The organism is Subtercola lobariae, assembly GCF_014640255.1.
In the GTDB taxonomy this organism is placed as follows: domain Bacteria; phylum Actinomycetota; class Actinomycetes; order Actinomycetales; family Microbacteriaceae; genus Subtercola; species Subtercola lobariae.
Genome location: NZ_BMGP01000006.1, coordinates 116,998 through 133,524, shown reverse-complemented (window position 1 = coordinate 133,524; position 16,527 = coordinate 116,998). Strand labels below are relative to the sequence as shown.

At 64.3% G+C, this 16,527-nt stretch carries 18 protein-coding genes; 16 read left to right on the top strand and 2 right to left on the bottom strand.

What is annotated here, in order from left to right; all coding sequences use genetic code 11:
* The first annotated feature begins 13 nt into the window (after positions 1 to 13).
* The 12 genes from IEX24_RS15770 (at position 14) to IEX24_RS15715 (ending at position 11,372) form a co-directional block, all read left to right on the top strand.
* Positions 14 to 1,024, top strand: coding sequence for an amidohydrolase family protein (locus IEX24_RS15770; RefSeq protein ID WP_188679951.1), 1,011 nt, complete (start codon positions 14 to 16; stop codon positions 1,022 to 1,024).
* Positions 1,021 to 1,308 carry a NifU family protein gene (locus tag IEX24_RS15765; protein ID WP_188679949.1) on the top strand — a complete coding sequence of 96 codons (288 nt, stop codon included), beginning with the start codon at positions 1,021 to 1,023 and terminating at the stop codon, positions 1,306 to 1,308. Before IEX24_RS15770 ends, IEX24_RS15765 begins: the two co-directional genes overlap by 4 nt.
* Complete coding sequence (locus IEX24_RS15760) at positions 1,305 to 2,357, top strand: SDR family oxidoreductase (protein WP_188679947.1); 1,053 nt, start codon at positions 1,305 to 1,307, stop codon at positions 2,355 to 2,357. Before IEX24_RS15765 ends, IEX24_RS15760 begins: the two co-directional genes overlap by 4 nt.
* 73 nt (positions 2,358 to 2,430) lie before the next feature.
* Positions 2,431 to 3,318, top strand: a complete 888-nt coding sequence (locus tag IEX24_RS15755; protein ID WP_188679945.1) for a transketolase — start codon at positions 2,431 to 2,433, stop codon at positions 3,316 to 3,318.
* The gene (locus IEX24_RS15750; RefSeq protein WP_188679943.1) at positions 3,315 to 4,265 is read left to right on the top strand and encodes a transketolase family protein; all 951 of its coding nucleotides are present in this window, start codon (positions 3,315 to 3,317) and stop codon (positions 4,263 to 4,265) included. The genes IEX24_RS15755 and IEX24_RS15750 overlap by 4 nt, the downstream gene beginning before the upstream one ends.
* 3 nt (positions 4,266 to 4,268) lie before the next feature.
* The gene (locus IEX24_RS15745) at positions 4,269 to 5,333 is read left to right on the top strand and encodes a 1-phosphofructokinase family hexose kinase (protein ID WP_188679941.1); all 1,065 of its coding nucleotides are present in this window, start codon (positions 4,269 to 4,271) and stop codon (positions 5,331 to 5,333) included.
* Positions 5,330 to 6,796 carry an NAD-dependent succinate-semialdehyde dehydrogenase gene (locus tag IEX24_RS15740; RefSeq protein ID WP_188679939.1) on the top strand — a complete coding sequence of 489 codons (1,467 nt, stop codon included), beginning with the start codon at positions 5,330 to 5,332 and terminating at the stop codon, positions 6,794 to 6,796. The genes IEX24_RS15745 and IEX24_RS15740 overlap by 4 nt, the downstream gene beginning before the upstream one ends.
* Positions 6,796 to 7,107, top strand: a complete 312-nt coding sequence (locus IEX24_RS20080; protein ID WP_188679937.1) for a putative quinol monooxygenase — start codon at positions 6,796 to 6,798, stop codon at positions 7,105 to 7,107. The genes IEX24_RS15740 and IEX24_RS20080 overlap by 1 nt, the downstream gene beginning before the upstream one ends.
* Positions 7,108 to 7,110: 3 nt before the next feature.
* Positions 7,111 to 8,052 (top strand): NAD-dependent epimerase/dehydratase family protein, encoded by a 942-nt coding sequence (locus IEX24_RS15730; RefSeq protein WP_188679935.1) that lies wholly within the window; start codon positions 7,111 to 7,113, stop codon positions 8,050 to 8,052.
* Positions 8,053 to 8,086: 34 nt separating this feature from the next.
* Complete coding sequence (locus tag IEX24_RS15725) at positions 8,087 to 8,881, top strand: SDR family NAD(P)-dependent oxidoreductase (protein ID WP_188679933.1); 795 nt, start codon at positions 8,087 to 8,089, stop codon at positions 8,879 to 8,881.
* Positions 8,882 to 9,075: 194 nt separating this feature from the next.
* Positions 9,076 to 10,560: a peptide MFS transporter gene (locus tag IEX24_RS15720; protein WP_188679931.1), complete on the top strand. Its 1,485-nt coding sequence runs from the start codon at positions 9,076 to 9,078 to the stop codon at positions 10,558 to 10,560.
* Positions 10,561 to 10,682: 122 nt separating this feature from the next.
* Complete coding sequence (locus IEX24_RS15715; RefSeq protein ID WP_188679929.1) at positions 10,683 to 11,372, top strand: pentapeptide repeat-containing protein; 690 nt, start codon at positions 10,683 to 10,685, stop codon at positions 11,370 to 11,372.
* 74 nt (positions 11,373 to 11,446) lie between these two features.
* On the opposite strand, the gene IEX24_RS15710 is transcribed toward IEX24_RS15715, so the two are convergent.
* A complete protein-coding gene (locus IEX24_RS15710; RefSeq protein ID WP_188679927.1) occupies positions 11,447 to 11,827 on the bottom strand; it encodes a DoxX family protein in 381 nt (126 codons plus the stop codon).
* Positions 11,828 to 11,904: 77 nt separating this feature from the next.
* On the opposite strand from IEX24_RS15710, the gene IEX24_RS15705 reads away from it, so the two are divergent.
* The 3 genes from IEX24_RS15705 (at position 11,905) to IEX24_RS15695 (ending at position 14,869) form a co-directional block, all read left to right on the top strand.
* The gene (locus IEX24_RS15705; RefSeq protein ID WP_229715407.1) at positions 11,905 to 12,789 is read left to right on the top strand and encodes a sigma-70 family RNA polymerase sigma factor; all 885 of its coding nucleotides are present in this window, start codon (positions 11,905 to 11,907) and stop codon (positions 12,787 to 12,789) included.
* A 21-nt stretch (positions 12,790 to 12,810) separates the two neighbouring features.
* Positions 12,811 to 14,349 carry a DHA2 family efflux MFS transporter permease subunit gene (locus IEX24_RS15700; protein WP_229715405.1) on the top strand — a complete coding sequence of 513 codons (1,539 nt, stop codon included), beginning with the start codon at positions 12,811 to 12,813 and terminating at the stop codon, positions 14,347 to 14,349.
* A 61-nt stretch (positions 14,350 to 14,410) separates the two neighbouring features.
* On the top strand, positions 14,411 to 14,869 hold the full coding sequence (locus tag IEX24_RS15695) for a MarR family winged helix-turn-helix transcriptional regulator (RefSeq protein WP_188679925.1): 459 nt from the start codon (positions 14,411 to 14,413) through the stop codon (positions 14,867 to 14,869).
* A gap of 153 nt (positions 14,870 to 15,022) precedes the next feature.
* Here the strand turns inward: IEX24_RS15695 and IEX24_RS15690 are convergent, their stop codons facing one another.
* Positions 15,023 to 15,322 (bottom strand): putative quinol monooxygenase, encoded by a 300-nt coding sequence (locus IEX24_RS15690; protein ID WP_188679923.1) that lies wholly within the window; start codon positions 15,320 to 15,322, stop codon positions 15,023 to 15,025.
* Positions 15,323 to 15,368: 46 nt separating this feature from the next.
* Between IEX24_RS15690 and IEX24_RS15685 the strand changes: the two genes are divergently transcribed.
* Entirely contained in the window at positions 15,369 to 16,385 is a 1,017-nt protein-coding gene (locus tag IEX24_RS15685; RefSeq protein WP_188679921.1) for an NADP-dependent oxidoreductase, read from the top strand.
* Positions 16,386 to 16,527: the final 142 nt, after the last annotated feature.

The window sequence follows — 16,527 nt, the reverse complement described above, 5'->3', positions numbered from 1 at the left end:
TGAAAGGACCGCCATGAACGACGGTATGTTCATCTTCGACTGCGTAGTACACACGCAGGATTTCACCGATCGACAGATCGCGCCCGGAACCGACGGCAAGAACGTCGTTGCGCATCGTCAAAACCAGCAGAGCTTCAATCGTCTGATGGCCAGCAAGGGCGGCCCGGCTGACAAGCCCGATTTCTACAACCCGGTCGACCCGGATTGGGCGCGCGCTCAGCTCTTCGAGCGGTCGCAGACCGACATCGCAATGGTGCAGACGGTTCCGCTCTTCGGGCCGTGGAAGGATTCGCTCGGGCCCGCGCAGCTCTGCTACGACCTCGCTCAGCGCGACCCCGAGCGGCTGATCTTCTGCGGCGGCGTCGACCCGAGCTGGCAGGGTCTCGAGTTCGCGCTCGACGAGATGGAGCGTCAGGTGGTGGAGTGGGGGGCCAAGAGCTTCAAGTTCTACGGTTACCAGGATCGTGATCACCATTGGCGTGCAGACGACCCCGAGCTGGCGTATCCACTTTACGAGAAGGCGCTCGAGCTGGGCATCAAGCTGGTTCAGTTTCACAAGGGGTACCCGCTCGGCATGCATCCGGTCGAGGCGTTCCGGCCGAACGACCTGCAGATGGCCGCGTACGACTTTCCTGAGCTCAACTTCGGAATCCACCACATGGGCGACCCGTATGTCGACGAGACGATCTCGATCGCGGGGCGTTTTCCGAACATCCACCTCATGTTGCCGCTGTGGTTCAACCAATACTTTCTACAGCCGTACCCCATGCTGCACCGCATCGGGCAGGCGCTGCTGTCTGTGGGCCCCGACCGGCTCGCCTACGGCTCGGAAGGGTTCATTTGGCCCGACGTACAGGCGTACATCACGATGTGGGCGAATCTCGAGATGCCAGACGAGCTGCAAGACCGCTACGGCTACCCCGAGCTCACGCGCGAGATCAAAGAGAAGATCTTCGGTCTCAACTTCGCCGCGGCCCTCGGATACGAGATTCCCGAACAGTACCGCGGAGGCGACCGGGCGTGACCGTCGATCGAAATGAGCTGGCGAGCGCCATCGAATTCATCCGTCCGCGACTGCGCGGGCATGCGGGCGATATGGATGTGCAGGTCGACGATGACGAAGGCGTGGTCGAGGTCACCTTTTGGGGTGCGTGCGAGAGTTGCCCAGCGATGGCCGTCACGTACGCGGGGCTGGTATCGACGGCATTGGAGAAGGTGCCTGGTGTGACGGAGGTGCGTGCCGAGCAGGTGCACGCTTCGCCGAGAGCGCTGCTGAGCATCCGTCGTCGACTGGGAATCGTGTCATGAGTGTTCTCGTGGTGGGAGCGCACGGTGTCGCTGGGTCGGCGGCCGCAGAGCACCTCTCGTCGCACGGTCGGGCGGTGACGACCCTCGCCCGCAGGCCCGTGGCTCTCGACGACGGCGGCGCGGCGAACGATCGTCGTCACCTGCAGGCCGACCTTCTCGACACCGACTCCATACCCCGTGGCGCGCTGTCGAGCATCACGGAGATCGTGTACGCCGGCTACGCCGAGCGATCGAGCTTCGGCGAAACCACCGACCTGAACGCCCGGATGCTCAGCGGACTGCTGCAGGCCCTCGAACGCGATGGCGCTGCCCCCGAACGTTTTGTGCTGATGGGGGGAGGTAAGTCGTACGGCGAGCACCTCGGCCCGTACCGAACGCCGGCGAAGGAATCCGATCCCCGCCTGCTCGGACCGATTCTGTACAACCCGCAAGAAGACCTGGTGCAGGCCGGCGTTCGCCGCTTCGGCTGGAGCTACACGGTACTGCGGCCCGACGGAATCATCGGGCACAGCCTCGGCTCACCGATGAACATTCTCACCGGAGTTGCGGCGTTCGCCGTGCTGAGCCGAGAGGAGGGGGTGCCGTTGCGGTATCCCGGTTCGCTCGCCGGCTGGAATGCACTGCATCAGGCCACCGATTCCCGGATTCTAGCCCGGGCGGTGGCGTGGGCTCTCGACGCCGAGACCGCGCGCGACGAGATCTTCAACGTCACCAATGGCGATCATTTTCGCTGGCGACACCTTTGGGCAGACATCGCCGCATTCTTCGAGATGCCCCCCGCAGACCCTCAGCCGCTCGACCTCGCAAGCCACATGGCGGGCCTCGGGGGTGTCTGGCAACGCATCGGCGAACGAGAGGGTCTTCGCGAGAAGACCCTCGATGACTTCGTGCGCTGGCCGTTCGTTCAGGGCTGGATGGATACGGGCTACGACATGGTGCAGAGCACCATCAAGATTCGCCTGGCGGGCTTCGGCGACGCCATCGATTCGCATCAGAGCGTGCTCGATCATCTCTTCGGGCTCAGAGAAGCCGGATATATTCCACAGTAGTGATAGAAAGTGGACTTAGTGTCCAATTTATGTTAGTTTTGATCCACACCATCAAGGTCTCAGGAGCAGCGAAATGACCGAACGAATCGAACGACCGCCAGTGCGCGAGTTGGAGCGACTCGCGCGCCTCGTGCGCTGGCACGTGCTCAACACGGTCACCCAGAGCAAAGCCGGCCACATCGGCGGGCCCCTTTCGATGGCCGATCTGCTGGTGGCGCTCTACTTCTCGGAGTTGTCGATCGACCCCGAGCATCCAGACGACCCGGAGCGCGACCGGTTCGTGCTGTCGAAGGGGCACTCGGCCATCGGGCTCTATTCGGTTCTGGCGCTGCGCGGCTACTTTCCGATCGACGAGTTGGCGAGCTTCGACCACGGCGATTCCCGCTTGCAGGGGCACCCCGATATGCGACTGACCCCTGGCGTCGATGTGTCGAGCGGTTCGCTCGGCCAAGGGCTCTCGGCCGCGGTGGGAATCGCGCTCGGCGCGCAAAAGCGAGGGCGCGACTTTCATACGTGGGTCGTGCTCGGCGACGGCGAACTTCAAGAGGGAATGGTGTGGGAGGCCGTCAACTCCGCACGACGTTTCGGGCTGAGTAACCTCACGGCGATCATCGATCTCAATGGGTTGCAGCAGTACGGCTGGGCCGCGCAGCAGGGGCGAGACCGCTTCGACCGCAGCGAACCGTGGGGTCACGCAGACCTTCCGATGATCTTGCGCGGATACGGCTGGACGGTGATCGAGATCAACGGGCACTCGTTCGCCGAGATCTTCGACGCATTCGACCAGGTGAAGCGCGCGGCCGAGTCGGGTGCCGGGCCGAGCGTCATCGTGGCTCGCACCGAGAAAGGGCACGGCATCTCGTTCACGCGGGGAACGTACAAGTGGCACAACGGTGTGGCCGATGAAACTCAGCTGGCTCTTGCTCGTGCCGAACTATTGACAGAAGGAGACCAGTCATGAAGGCGCAGCGTGATGTGTGGGCAGAAACGCTCGTCGAGGTCGCGGGGCTTGACGACACGGTCATGGTGGTCGACGGCGACCTCGCAAACTCGACGAAAGCTGACCTGTTCGCCAAGGCCTTCCCCGACCGCTTCGTCGAGGTCGGTATCGCCGAACAGAACATGGTGGGCATCGCGTTCGGGCTGTCGACTCTCGGCTACCGCCCGTGGCTGTCGACCTTCGGAGTGTTTCTGACCCATCGAGCCCTCGACCCGATTCGGATGCTCGTGTCGCAGACTCACGCATCGGTGCGACTCGCGGGCGCGTACAGCGGCCTGCTGAACGGCAGCAGCGGAAAGACGCACCAAGACATCGAAGACCTGGCCATCATGCGGGCGATGCCCAATCTCACGGTGATCGCGCCTGTCGACGAAGTCGAAGCTGCCGCGGTAGTTCGATGGTCGTGCGCTCACGACGGGCCGGTCTACGTGCGACTTGCGCGCGACGCTGTGGCGCCGGTGCTGCCGGTCGATTACATGTTCGAGCTCGGCTCGGTGGTGGTGCTCCGTCACGGTGGGCCCGTTGCACTCGTATCGACCGGGGTGCAGTCGTCTCGCGTGTTCGACGCCGCTGAACTGCTCGCCGCCCAGGGCATCGATGCGCGCGTGGTGCACGTACCGACGATCAAACCGCTCGACGAGACGTCTCTGCTCGCTGCGATCGACGGATGCACGCACGTCATCACCATCGAAGAACACACGATCATCGGGGGTCTCGGCGGGTTGGTGGCGGAGACTCTGACATCGCACGGAATCGCCGTGCCCGTGACGAGACTCGGCCTCGCCGACTCGTGGTCGGAGTCGGGCCCGAACGAATTTCTGCTCGACAAGTACGGGCTCTCGGCCGGGCGTGTTGCCGAGCGAGTAACCGCTGCCGTGCTGGCCGACCTGCCGACGGCGGTGCACTGAACCGTGGCCGAACACAGAAGCCGTTCGACACAGTCGCCGCCCCGAGTCGTCACGCTTACGCCGGCTCCGGCGGTCGATCGTGTCTACGTCAGCGACGGCATTGTGCCTGGAGTGGTCAACCGGGTGAGTTATCAGAACTCCTTGCTCGCCGGAAAAGGACTGAACATCGCCCACGGGCTCTCGCTTGTGTCGCCGCATGTGAAGGCGGTTGTCGCGCTCGGCCCCATCGACGGCGCACCGGCTCATCGCGGTTGGTGGCCCGACCTCGCCGACGGCGTCGTCGAGGTGGTCGACGTGCGCCGCCCCGTACGGCAGAACTCCATCATCACGACCGTCGATGGGCACACGACGAACCTCAACGAGGAGCCCGCAGCACTCGATCCCGCTGAATGGGCGGCGACAGTCGATCGCACTCTCGCGATGATCGAGCACATCAAGGCTGACCGCCTGGTGATCGGCGGGGCGCTCCCACGGGCGGCCGACACGGGCGGCAGCGTGGATCTCGTTCCGCTGCTCGAACAGGCCCGCGCACGAGGGGCACTCATCGCGATAGACATGAGCGGAACCGCGCTGTCGCGCTACGCCCGGCATCCTCTCGTCGACATCATCAAACCGAACCTCTCAGAATTGCAGCAGATCGCGCTCGAGCCGTTGCGAACGTTCGGTGACGTGGTTGCGGCAGCCCGCGCAGTCATCCGGCATCATGGTGCACCGCTCACCGTCGTCGTCAGCCTGGGTGAAGACGGCCTTCTCGGGGTGCGCGCCGATGCGGTGAGCTGGGCGCCGGCGCTGACGGTTGCCGTCGCCAACACCACCGGGGCCGGTGACGCGGCCCTGGCTGGAGTGCTCAGCGTAATCGACCGAGAACCGAGTACCGAGCATCCACTCGACAAGGCGATCGCACTGGGGGCGACCTGGGGGTCTCTGGCCGTCGCCCACCCCACCAGCAGGCCGCCGCACCTGCCGGCGGAACCCCTCGTTTCTGTTCACCCGATCGATCTCGACCGAGAGCTCAGCGTGCATCGCGGCGCAGCTGCGCGTTCGGGTCTCACTGGAGTACACGCATGAATGACACTGAAAAACTACTGATTACCAATGTGCCGACCAAGCTCCTGCTCGGCGGCGAATGGCGTGCCGCAGAGGGGGATGCTCGATTCGACGTACTCGACCCCTCCACTGGCGAAGTGCTGTGTTCGGTCGCCGACGCCAGCCCGGCCGACGGCATGCGAGCGCTCGATCTCGCGGTCGCGGCACAGGCGGCCTGGGCGAGAACCTCTCCGAGAACCCGCAGCGACATTCTGCAGCGGGCATACCAGCTCGTTCACGAGCACGAGGATCGGCTCGCACTGATCATGACTCTCGAGATGGGCAAACCGCTGGCCGAGTCTCATGCCGAGATCGGCTACGGGGCTGAATTCCTCCGCTGGTTCGCCGAAGAGGCCGTTCGAGTGAACGGGCGCTACACACCTGTTCCCGAAGGAACGGGAACGATGGTGGTGACGCACCGACCTGTCGGGCCGTGCCTGTTGATCACGCCGTGGAATTTTCCGCTGGCGATGGCCACTCGAAAGATCGCTCCCGCGCTCGCCGCCGGCTGCACGGTCATCATCAAGCCGGCCGCGCTCACCCCGCTGACCACTTTGTACGTCGCTCGGCTATTCGAAGAGGCGGGGGTGCCAGCGGGGGTCATCAACGTGGTCACGACCAGCCGCTCCGGCGCCGTCTGCGCACCGATCATCGCCGACCCCCGGCTGCGCAAATTGAGCTTCACCGGCTCGACCGACGTGGGTCGTGCGCTGTTGCGCCAGGCCGCCGACTCGGTGCTGCGCACGTCGATGGAGCTCGGTGGCAACGCTCCGTTCATCGTCTTCGACGATGCCGACCTCGATGACGCTGTTCAGGGAGCGCTCGCGGCGAAGTTCCGCAACACTGGGCAAGCGTGCACTGCCGCCAATCGCTTTCTCGTTCACGAGTCGGTTGCCGATCGGTTCGCCGCGACGCTCGCCGATCGGGTGCGGGCCATGCGGGTGGGGCGTGGTACCGAGCCGGGTGTCACCATCGGCCCGCTTATCGACGATGCTGCAGTGACCAAGGCCGATTCGCTGGTTCACGATGCCGTGTCGCGAGGTGCGCGCTTGCTCGCGGGCGGATCTCCCATCGACGGAGCGGGCAGCTTCTACGAGCCGAGCGTTCTGACCGATGTCGATGCGGGTTCGCGTATTTTCGCCGAAGAGATCTTCGGCCCTGTGGTGTCGATCGTGCGATTCGGCAGCGAAGACGAGGCTGTTGCGCTCGCGAATGCCTCGGAGTACGGCCTTGCCGCCTACGTTTACACACGCGATCTGCAACGTGCCCGGCGGATGATCGAGCTCATCGACAGCGGAATGATGGGTGTCAACGCAGGCGTCATCTCAAACGCTGCCGCGCCATTCGGCGGGGTCAAACAGTCGGGGCTCGGGCGCGAGGGCGGTGCAGAGGGCATCTACGAATACCTCGAGACCAAGTACAGCCTGATTCCGAGCGCGCTGTGATGGGTGGTGCCCCGCTCATCGCGAAGATGGTGCTCCTGACCGTTCGAGACGACCGGCGCAATGAGTTGCTCGCCCTACTCGAAGCTACCCGCGTTGCGAGCACCCGCGAGCCCGGCACCCTTCAGTGGCAGCTGCACGATGACAGCGACGATCCCACGACGCTCGCGCTGTACGAAAGCTTTCTTAACGAGAACGCCGTCGAAGAACACGATCGATCCGCAGCTGCCATCGCCCTGGTCGCTGCGTTCGATGACTGCCTTGCGGCGCCTCCGATCGTTCATCTTTTGCACACCCGACAGACAGGAACATAAATCATGACGAAGACCCGAGTGCTGGTAACCGGAGCGGTGGGCTACATCGGCCAAGCGGTCAGCCAGCGACTTCAGATCGGTGGTTACGACGTGAGCGGCCTCACCCGCTCAGCCGCTGGCTTAGGCGCTCTGGATGCCCGGGGGATCACTCCCGTTCGGGGCGACCTCGACGATGTTGTGCTGCTCGAGCGACTCGCGCGCGACTTCGACGTGATCGTCGACACCGCCACCGCAGATCATGCGGAATCGACCGCCGCATTTCTTCGTGGCCTCGAAGGCTCGAACAAGACGTACGTGCGCACCAGTGGAACGGGTGTGTACACCGATCTCGCCCACGGCTCTGCGTCTGACAGGGTGTTCACGGAGTCGACGCTGCACACTCCGGCCGAGGTGGTGGCCGCGCGGTATGCCTCGGACTTCGCGGTGAGCGATGCGGCCGAGCGCGGCATCCGAACGATCGTCATTCGGCCCTCGATGATCTACGGCGACGGTGCGAGCGAACAGCTGCCGCTGCTCATCCGTCGAGCTATCATCTCGAACAGGAGTGTCTACGTTGGCGCGGGTGAGAACCGTTGGTCGAACGTCTACCTGCCCGACCTCGCCGAGGTGTATGCGCTGGCGATCGAGAAGGCTGCGCCTGGCAGTATCTATAACATCGGGGCTGGCGAAGAATCGCTCGGCAACATCGCCGCAGCCGTGGCGACGCTGATCGGTGCAGGGTCGGCCGAATCGGTTTCACCAGAAGAGGCGTTCGGCCTATTCGGGCAGCGCTGGGTGGAGGTTGCGCTTTCGAGCAACAGCCGCGTCGACTCTACGAAGGCGCGCGAGGAGCTGGGCTGGAATCCGTTGGGCCCGGCATTGGTCGACGATCTGACCGCCGGATCGTACAAGCGTGTCTGGTCATTCAAGGGTGACCCGCACGACCACACGCCAGCCCAGCACTGAACGCATCACACCACGCGAAAGACAGGGAATGACCATGGATCTGCACCTAGACGGCAGCCTGGTACTCGTCACGGCCTCTACCGGCGGCATCGGAAAAGATATCGCCGCGAGCCTCGCGCGCGAGGGAGCTCGGGTGATCGTGAACGGGCGAACCGTCGAGACGGTCGATGAGGCGATTGACGACTTGCGTACCCGCGTCGTCGGTGGGCGGTTTGAACGGCTCGTCGCAGACAACGGCACCGCAGAGGGCACGATCGAGACGGTGTCGCGCTTTCCCGAAATCGACATTCTCGTGAATAACCTGGGTGTGTACGGCGCAGTCGACTTCTTCGATATCACCGACGATGCCTGGCAGCGGATGTTCGAGGTGAACGTGATGAGCGGGGTGCGCCTGTCTCGCCACTACCTCGCTGGAATGCTTTCGAAGAACAGCGGCAGGTTGATCTTCATTGCCAGCGAGGCGGCCGTGACGCCATCAGCGGAAATGGTGCACTACAGCGCCTCGAAAACCATGGTGCTCGGGGTGTCGCGCGGCATTGCCGAGCTGACGAAAGGCACGGCGGTGACATCTAACGCGATCGTGGCCGGTCCGACAAAAACCGCCGGCGCCGTCTCGTTTATCGGCCAGGTGTATTCGGGCATTCCGTACGCAGAAGCGGAGGCGCAGTTCATGGGCCTTGGCGCCGCACGAGGAACCTCGCTGATCGGCCGGCTGATTGAGCCAGGGGAGATCGGTTCTTTCGTGGCCTACGTGAGCAGCCCGCTCGCGGCGGCGATCAACGGGGCCGCCCTGCGCATCGAAGGTGGCATTGTTCGCAGTGTGTTCTAGCCAGTAGCTCAGGGAGTGAACGGAGTCACTGTCGAGTTCGTCGAATTGTCGTCTCCGCACGCGCCTGCGAGCAGCTGCGTGCCCTGCAGGTTGCGAAAAGGCACCTTTGCCGCTCTGCAGAGGTGCTTTTGCGCAACCGTGACGTCGGCGCGGCACAACAAGCTGCCGCACGCACAAATAGATACAGTGTGGGTGTGAGCGATGTAGACACGGGGGTACAAGTCGGCGCAGAGCCACCTGCCAGCAACGGTAAGACGTTCTTCGGGCAGCCTCGGCAGCTCGCGAACATCTTCGGCGTTGAGGCGTGGGAACGGTTCTCGTTCTACGGCATGCAAGGCATCTTGCTGCTGTACTTGTTCTATCCGGCATCGCAAGGCGGCCTTGGTCTGCCCAAAGACACCGCCACCGGCATCGTGGGTGCATACGGCGGAGCGGTGTACCTCTCCACCATTCTCGGTGCGTGGCTGGCCGACCGCATTCTCGGCTCTGAGCGCGTGCTGTTCTTCAGCGCCGTGCTCATCATGTTCGGTCACATCGCGCTCGCCCTCATTCCCGGCGGCGCGGGCGTTGCAGTCGGCCTCATTTGCATCGCCATCGGCTCGGGCGGCTTGAAAGCCAACGCCACCTCGATTGTCGGCACGCTGTACAGCGCGGATGATCCGCGGCGCGACGCCGGATTCTCGCTGTTCTACTTGGGAATCAACCTCGGCGCTTTCATCGGGCCGCTGTTGACCGGTCTCGCTCAGACCACGCTTGGTTTTCACTACGGATTCGGGCTCGCCGCCATCGGCATGGCGATCGGCCTCATTCAGTACAGCATCGGCCGCAAGAACCTTCCGAAGATCGCCAGCATCGTGCCGAATCCACTGCCGGCGAGCCGCCGCAGCCGGGCGATCATCATCGGCATCATCGCAGTGCTCGTCGTCATCGTTGCGGTTCTCACTGGGCTGCTGAATATTAACAACCTGGTGACGGTGGTCATTGCCGTCACACTGATTGCGGCCATTGCGTACTTCGCGGTCATCCTGCGCAGCAAACGCATTACGAAAACCGAGCGCAGCCGGGTGTTGGCTTTCATTCCGCTGTTCATTACGAGTGTGGCCTTCTGGTCGCTGTACCAGCAGCAGTTCACGGTTGTCACGCTGTACTCGAACAGTCAGCTGAATCGAGACCTGTTCGGCTGGCAGATGCCGGTGTCGTGGGTGCAATCGATCAACCCGATTTTTGTCATCATTCTCTCGGGCGTGTTCGCTGCCATCTGGACAAAACTTGGCAAACGCCAGCCCGTCACCCCACTGAAGTTTGCCGGCGGCGCGATTGTGATGGGAATCGCCTTTCTCCTGTTCATACCGTTCGCGAACGGCGGAGCGGCCTCCACCCCGTTGCTCGCGCTCGTGGGCATTCTGCTGGTGTTCACCATCGCCGAGCTGCTGATCTCGCCCGTGGGGCTTTCGATCTCGACGAAACTGGCGCCGGAGGTCTATCGAACGCAAATGGTGGCGCTATTCTTTCTTTCGGTTGCGCTCGGCACCGCCATTTCAGGGCAACTCGCTTCGTTCTACGACCCGAACAATCAGGTGCCGTACTTCGGCATTCTGGGCGCCATCGCCATTGTGGTCGGTCTGCTGCTCGCGGTGATCACACCGTTCGTTCGGCGCCTGATGGCGGGCGTGCGGTAGCAGTAGCGGCGGGCGTGCGGTGTGGTGCGGCTGTGTCGGGGCGAACGGGCGCGCCGAAACCGTTGGCGTGCGCGGTGACCGCCGGGCGGGCATCCTGAACCCGCGGCCCATAGGCTGACGGTATGCGCCAGAAGAGAGCGGCCGACACGGCGAAGGCAGGTACCGTTGCGCCCGACATCGACTTCGTGGCGATCGAGGCCACACGACTGAGCGTGGGCAACGCAGAAGAGCTGGTCAGCGGAGATTATCGCGAGGGCGAGCTGTTCGAGGGCGCAGATCTCACCGAATACGACGTGAGTGGATGCTCGTTTCTCGAGTGCCGTTTCGAATCCGTTACTCTCACCGACGCCGAGTTTCGCGGCAGCCGTTTCATCGAGACCGTGTTCGCCGCCCCGTTCGCGCACAGCCTTAAGGCCGCCCGCACGACCTGGCGCGACGTTCGTATCGAGAACCCTCGCTGGGGTTCGGCCGAACTCTTCGATAGCGAACTGGATTCGGTTCACCTCCGCGGCGGCAAAATCGACTACCTCAACCTGCGTGGTTCGCGGCTGACCAATGTCATTCTCGAGGAGTGCTTCATCGGCGACCTCGACCTCGGCGGTTTCACGGGCGATCGGGTGGCGTTCGTGAACTGCCGCATTCAGACCCTCGATCTGACCCGAGCCACGTGCCTCAACGTCGACCTTCGCAGCTCAGAGTTCGCGGCCATCCACGGCATCGCCGGCCTCGCGGGCGCAACCATCGACGACGGGCAGCTCTCGCTGCTCTCCCCTCTGCTCGCCGACCACCTCGGTTTGCGCGTCGAACCCTGACCTGCGGCGCCGCACCGCAGCCACAGAAGACGGGCCACAGACAACAGCTGAAAGTTTCGACATTCGACGGGAGCTCACCCGAACGGCACTCCGCTGAATCGCCCCCAGGCGACGAAGACGGCTGCGGCGATGTACACCAGATTGATAACGGCGTGCGCTGCTTCGCCACGGCGTAGCTCTGTGATGGCGGCTCCGACTTGAATCACGCCCAAGCCGACCGCAGCGATCGGCACGAGTACGGGAACGATGTTCAGAACGCCTGGCAGAATCAAACCCACCGCGCCGAGCACCTCGAATGCCCCGAGCAGCTTGACGAAGGCTGGGCTGAAATCGTTTGCCCAGCCCGCACCGGGTGTCTGTGCCAGCTTTTCGTAGGAGGTCAACAGCTTGTTGGCTCCCGCGAACAAGAAGCCGGCGGCCATGAGCCCGGCGACAATCCACAGGGCGATGTTCATATCTGACTCCTTTGTTACGTTCGCCCCTTCGGGCCCGTCTCTTCTCATGACGACCCGAATTGGTGAAAGGTAACAGAGTGACTGAATCGAGACACGCGGATGCGGTTGCGGCGTTCGAGGCGCAGCGACCGCGCCTGCTCGCGGTCGCCCATCGGATGCTCGGCTCGCGTGTCGACGCAGAAGACGCGGTGCAGGAGACCTGGATTCGTTTCGCGCGACAAGAGCTCACGTCGATCGACAACGTCGGCGGCTGGCTCACAACCGTCGTGAGCCGTGTCTGTATCGACGTTCTTCGATCGCGTTCCGCACGACCGGAGTCGCTGTACGGCGATCATCTTCCCGAGCTCGTCGTCACCGAAGAGCACGATGCGGCGCCGGAGAGCAACGCCCTGCTGGCCGAATCAGTTGGAGCGGCCCTCCTCATCGTTCTGAATAGCCTCGAACCGAACGAACGGCTCGCCTTCGTTCTGCACGACCTGTTCGCGGTGCCGTTCGAGGAGATCGGCAGAATCGTGGGCAAGTCGTCGAACGCGACCAAAATGCTCGCAAGCCGAGCGCGCCGAAAGGTGCAAGGCGCCCCCCGACCCGGTGCCCGAGCTGTGGCTGGCCGCGCCGTTGTCGATCAGTTCTTGCGTGCTGCGCGCGACGGCGATTTCGAGGGTCTCATGGCGGTTCTTGATCCGAACGTGACGTCGCGCACCCATACCGCTCGGTCGCTCATCATCTCGACGGGGGCGAGCGAGGTGGCAGCGGCAGCGCTCCGCGGAGGCCGTGCGGCAACGACCGAACGCTCCGCTGTCATCAACGGTGAACCTGGCATCATTGCGCGAAGCACGAGCGGCCAGATCGTGGGACTGATGGCTTGTGCCATCAGTGAGGGTCGAATTGTAGACATCGTCGCGCTAACTGACCGTCGTCGGTTGGAAGCACTCGAAATTCCGAGCGAAGTTGACGGGAGATAGTTAACACGTCACAATAGTTGTGTGAGTACAAGTATTCGAAGCCGCGGTAGCTCGGCACGAGCGGCAGGCGTCAGCAGCTCCGCGGGGCGCGGCACGGCCGACGGCGCTCGGCGCAAACCCACGCCCAAGGCCCTCATACTCGCCATCTGCTGCATGAGCCTGTTCATCGTGTCGATGGATGCGACCGTGGTCAACGTTGCGCTGCCGTCGATTCGGGTGGATCTCGGCGCCTCGGTCGCCGATCTGCAGTGGGTTCTTGACGGCTACACGCTCGCGATTGCGAGCTTCTTGCTTCTGTCGGGCTCTGTCGCAGACCGGTTGGGTCGCCGCCGGGTGTTTCAGATCGGGCTCATCGTTTTCAGCGTCGGATCTCTGCTCTGCAGTATCGCGCCGAGCGTAGGGTTTCTGATCTTCGCGCGTGTGCTGCAGGGCCTCGGCGGGTCGATGCTGAACCCGGTTGCCATGTCGATCATCACTAACACCTTCACCGTGGCAAAGGAACGGGCGCGAGCGGTTGGCGTGTGGGGCGCGGTGGTCGGCGTGTCGATGGCGTTCGGGCCGCTGGTGGGCGGCGCGCTCACCGAGACGGTCGGGTGGCGTTCGGTGTTCTGGGTGAACGTTCCCATCGGCATCGCGGCGATCATCCTGTGCGCCATTTTCGTGCCGGAGTCGCGTGCGGCAACGGCTCGACGCTTCGACCCGCTGGGGCAGGTGTTCGTGATCGTCGCGCTTGTTTCGCTGGTGTTCGGGCTGATCGAGGCGCCGCGGCTCGGCTGGGGTTCGCCCGTGATCATCGGCCTGTTCGTGCTTTCGGCGCTCGCCGTGCTGATGCTCGTGAGGTACGAGCTGCGCCGACGTGAGCCGCTGATCGACGTGCGATTCTTTCGCAGTTTTCCGCTCAGTTCAGCTGCGATCAGCGCGGTCTGCGCGTATGCCGCTTACGGTGCCTTTCTCTTCGTGAACGCGCTTTACCTGCAGGATGTTCGGGGGCTCTCCGCATTTGCGACTGGCCTCTACATGCTGCCCCTCGCCCTCGCGACGCTGATCTGTTCGCTGATCTCCGGCCGCATGGTGGGGCGCTTCGGCACTCGCCCCTCGCTGGTGATCGCAGGAACTCTCATTGCCGCGAGCGCTCTCTCGATGAGCTTTCTGACGGCCACGACACCGAACTACATGTTGCTGATTTCGTACGTGCTGTTCGGACTCGGCTTCGGCATGATCAACGCACCCATCACCACGACGGCGGTCGCTGGAATGCCCGTGTCGCAAGCCGGTGTGGCAGCCGGGCTCGCTTCGACCAGCCGCCAAGTGGGCGTCGCGATCGGCGTGGCGCTGGCGGGAACCGTCACCGGGGCCGGTGCGATGGCGGCCATCGGGCCTGAGTTCGCGCTTGCCACGCATGCACTCTGGTACATCAGCATGGGCTGCGGTATCGCGGTGGGCGTGCTCGGCATTCTGGCGAGCACGCCGTGGGCTCACCGCACGACAGATCGCATCGGGCACCTTTTCGAAGAGCCTTCGGCTGCTTCGACCGCTTCCGCTGCGGGGGTTACGTCGTGAGCGCCGGCAGCACCGTTGTCGTCACACATCCATAGTCTGTTCACAAAGGAGTGAATGAATCATGACCGAACGAGCCGATGATGTCTGGGCGGCCTACATGGCACTCGCCACCCACAACCTGACGGCGTGGCGCCGGGCTGTCGCAGACGAACTCGATCTGCCCTTCGGCCGGGCGCGGGTGCTTCGGCGCCTCGTCGAGCGGCCGATGGGCATGAAGGAGCTGGCCGACGCGACGCTGATCGATGCGCCGGCCGCAACCGTCGCCGTCAACGACCTCGAACGTCGCGGGCTGGTCGAACGGCTCGTCGACCCCGAGAACCGGCGATCGAAGACGGTGTCGCTGACTCCGGCGGGTCGCGAAGCCTGCGCTCGTGTCGAGCTCGTTCGCCCGGCTGCTCCTGCGGAGTTCGCCGCGCTCGACCCCGACGATCTCGAGGCGCTCGCGGGCATTCTCGAGCGCGTTTCGCGTGCCGCCTCGGCTCGCGCTGCCGGGGCGGAGCCCGTCGTCGCACGAGGGTAAGGCGCGGTGACCTGACGCGCCGGGTCATCGGGCGCCACCGGTGTCACGTCGCGTGTGACCCAACGCGACGCGTCACGCCGCGCTACTGGGGTCACGCCCCGCCGCGCCGGGCGCCGGTGTTCGCCGCATATGGCGCTCTGCCGCGCGGTTAGCCTACGCGCCGAGCCCGCCCACGACCTCGAACCCGAAGTTGGTGAAGTCGCCCGTGAGCATCGGCAGGGCATCCTGAATCGCGGCCCTCACCGACTCGAGCTGCAGCGACGCGTCGTGCGCCTCGGCGCTCACCCAGAGCTCGTTCACGTAGACGAGGTCGGGTTCGGCATCGTTCGTTCCGACGAGGTAGTGCAGGCAGCCGAGTTCGGCGAGGGCAGACTGGTCGGCGAGCAACAGCGCGATCACGTCGTCGCGGTGGCCCGGTTGGGCGCGCATGGTTCCGGAGAAAGCGAAAGTCATATTCTAAGAATGCCGTGGGCAACCGGCATTGGGTAGCGTTGGCCTCATGAAAGCGATCACATTCGACACGTACGGCGGCCCCGAAGTTCTACACGAGATCGAGCTGCCCGTGCCGACGCCGGCGGCCGGCGAGGTGCTCGTGCGGGTGCGGTTCGCCGCGGTGAACCCGTACGACCTGAAGCTCCGGTCGGGGGCGATGCAGCGCAACGTGCATCCGACGTTTCCCGTGACTCCGGGCAGCGAGTTCGCAGGGGTGGTCGAGGCGGTTGGTGCGGCCGGGCCTGATGCGCCGGTTGCTGCTTCGTCGGGCGGCGCGGATGCTCGGCAGCACTCATCGGCCGCAGAACCGTCTCAGGCCGACCCGGCTTCTGGCAACACCCGCCTACCCTTGGCCGTCGGCGACCCCGTCTTCGGCTGGGTCTCGAGCGGATCGTACGCCGAGTTCGCGATCGCTCGCGCTACAGCCGTGCTGCAGAAACCCGCCGATCTGCACTGGGAGACGGCCGCTTCGATCGTGGTGGCAGGGGCAACGGCCATCCGGTGCCTCGCCTTGCTCGACGTGAAGCCCGGCGAGACTCTGCTGGTGCACGGCGGTGCGGGAGCAGTGGGGGCCGCGGCCGTGCAGCTTGCCGCAAACGACGGCGTCACTGTGATCGCGACCTGCAGCACGCGCGATGCCGAGGCCGTACGCGAACTCGGCGCCCACCCCGTGCTCTACGGCGACGGAGTCTTCGAGCGCGTTCGCGAACTCGCTCCCTCTGGCGTCGACGCGGTGCTCGACACGGCAGGAGCCGGAGTTCTGCCCGCCTCGATCGAGCTCGCCGGCGGCCCGTCGCGGGTGCTGACCATCGCCGACCCGGCCGCTGTCGAACTCGGCGTGACGTTCTCGGGCGGTGGTGCAAGCGAGCAGACTCCGGATGTTCTGCAGCGCATCGCCGACCTGGCGCTCTCAGGCGTGCTGACCACCCCGCCCGCGCGGCACTTCGCGCTCGCCGATGCCGCTGCCGCGCATGCCGCCCTCGCGGCCGGCGCCTTTCGCGGAAAAACTCTGCTCGACGCCTAGGCCCGTCTCTTCAACGAGACAGTTTCCTGGGAATTTGCACAAAAAAAGTTTCTCCCCTTCAGTGGTGGGCAGCGGAGCAAGATCCTCTGGATTTCGGGGGAAGGGGCTCTTTAATTGGTGAGGTTTCCACAACAATGAGCGT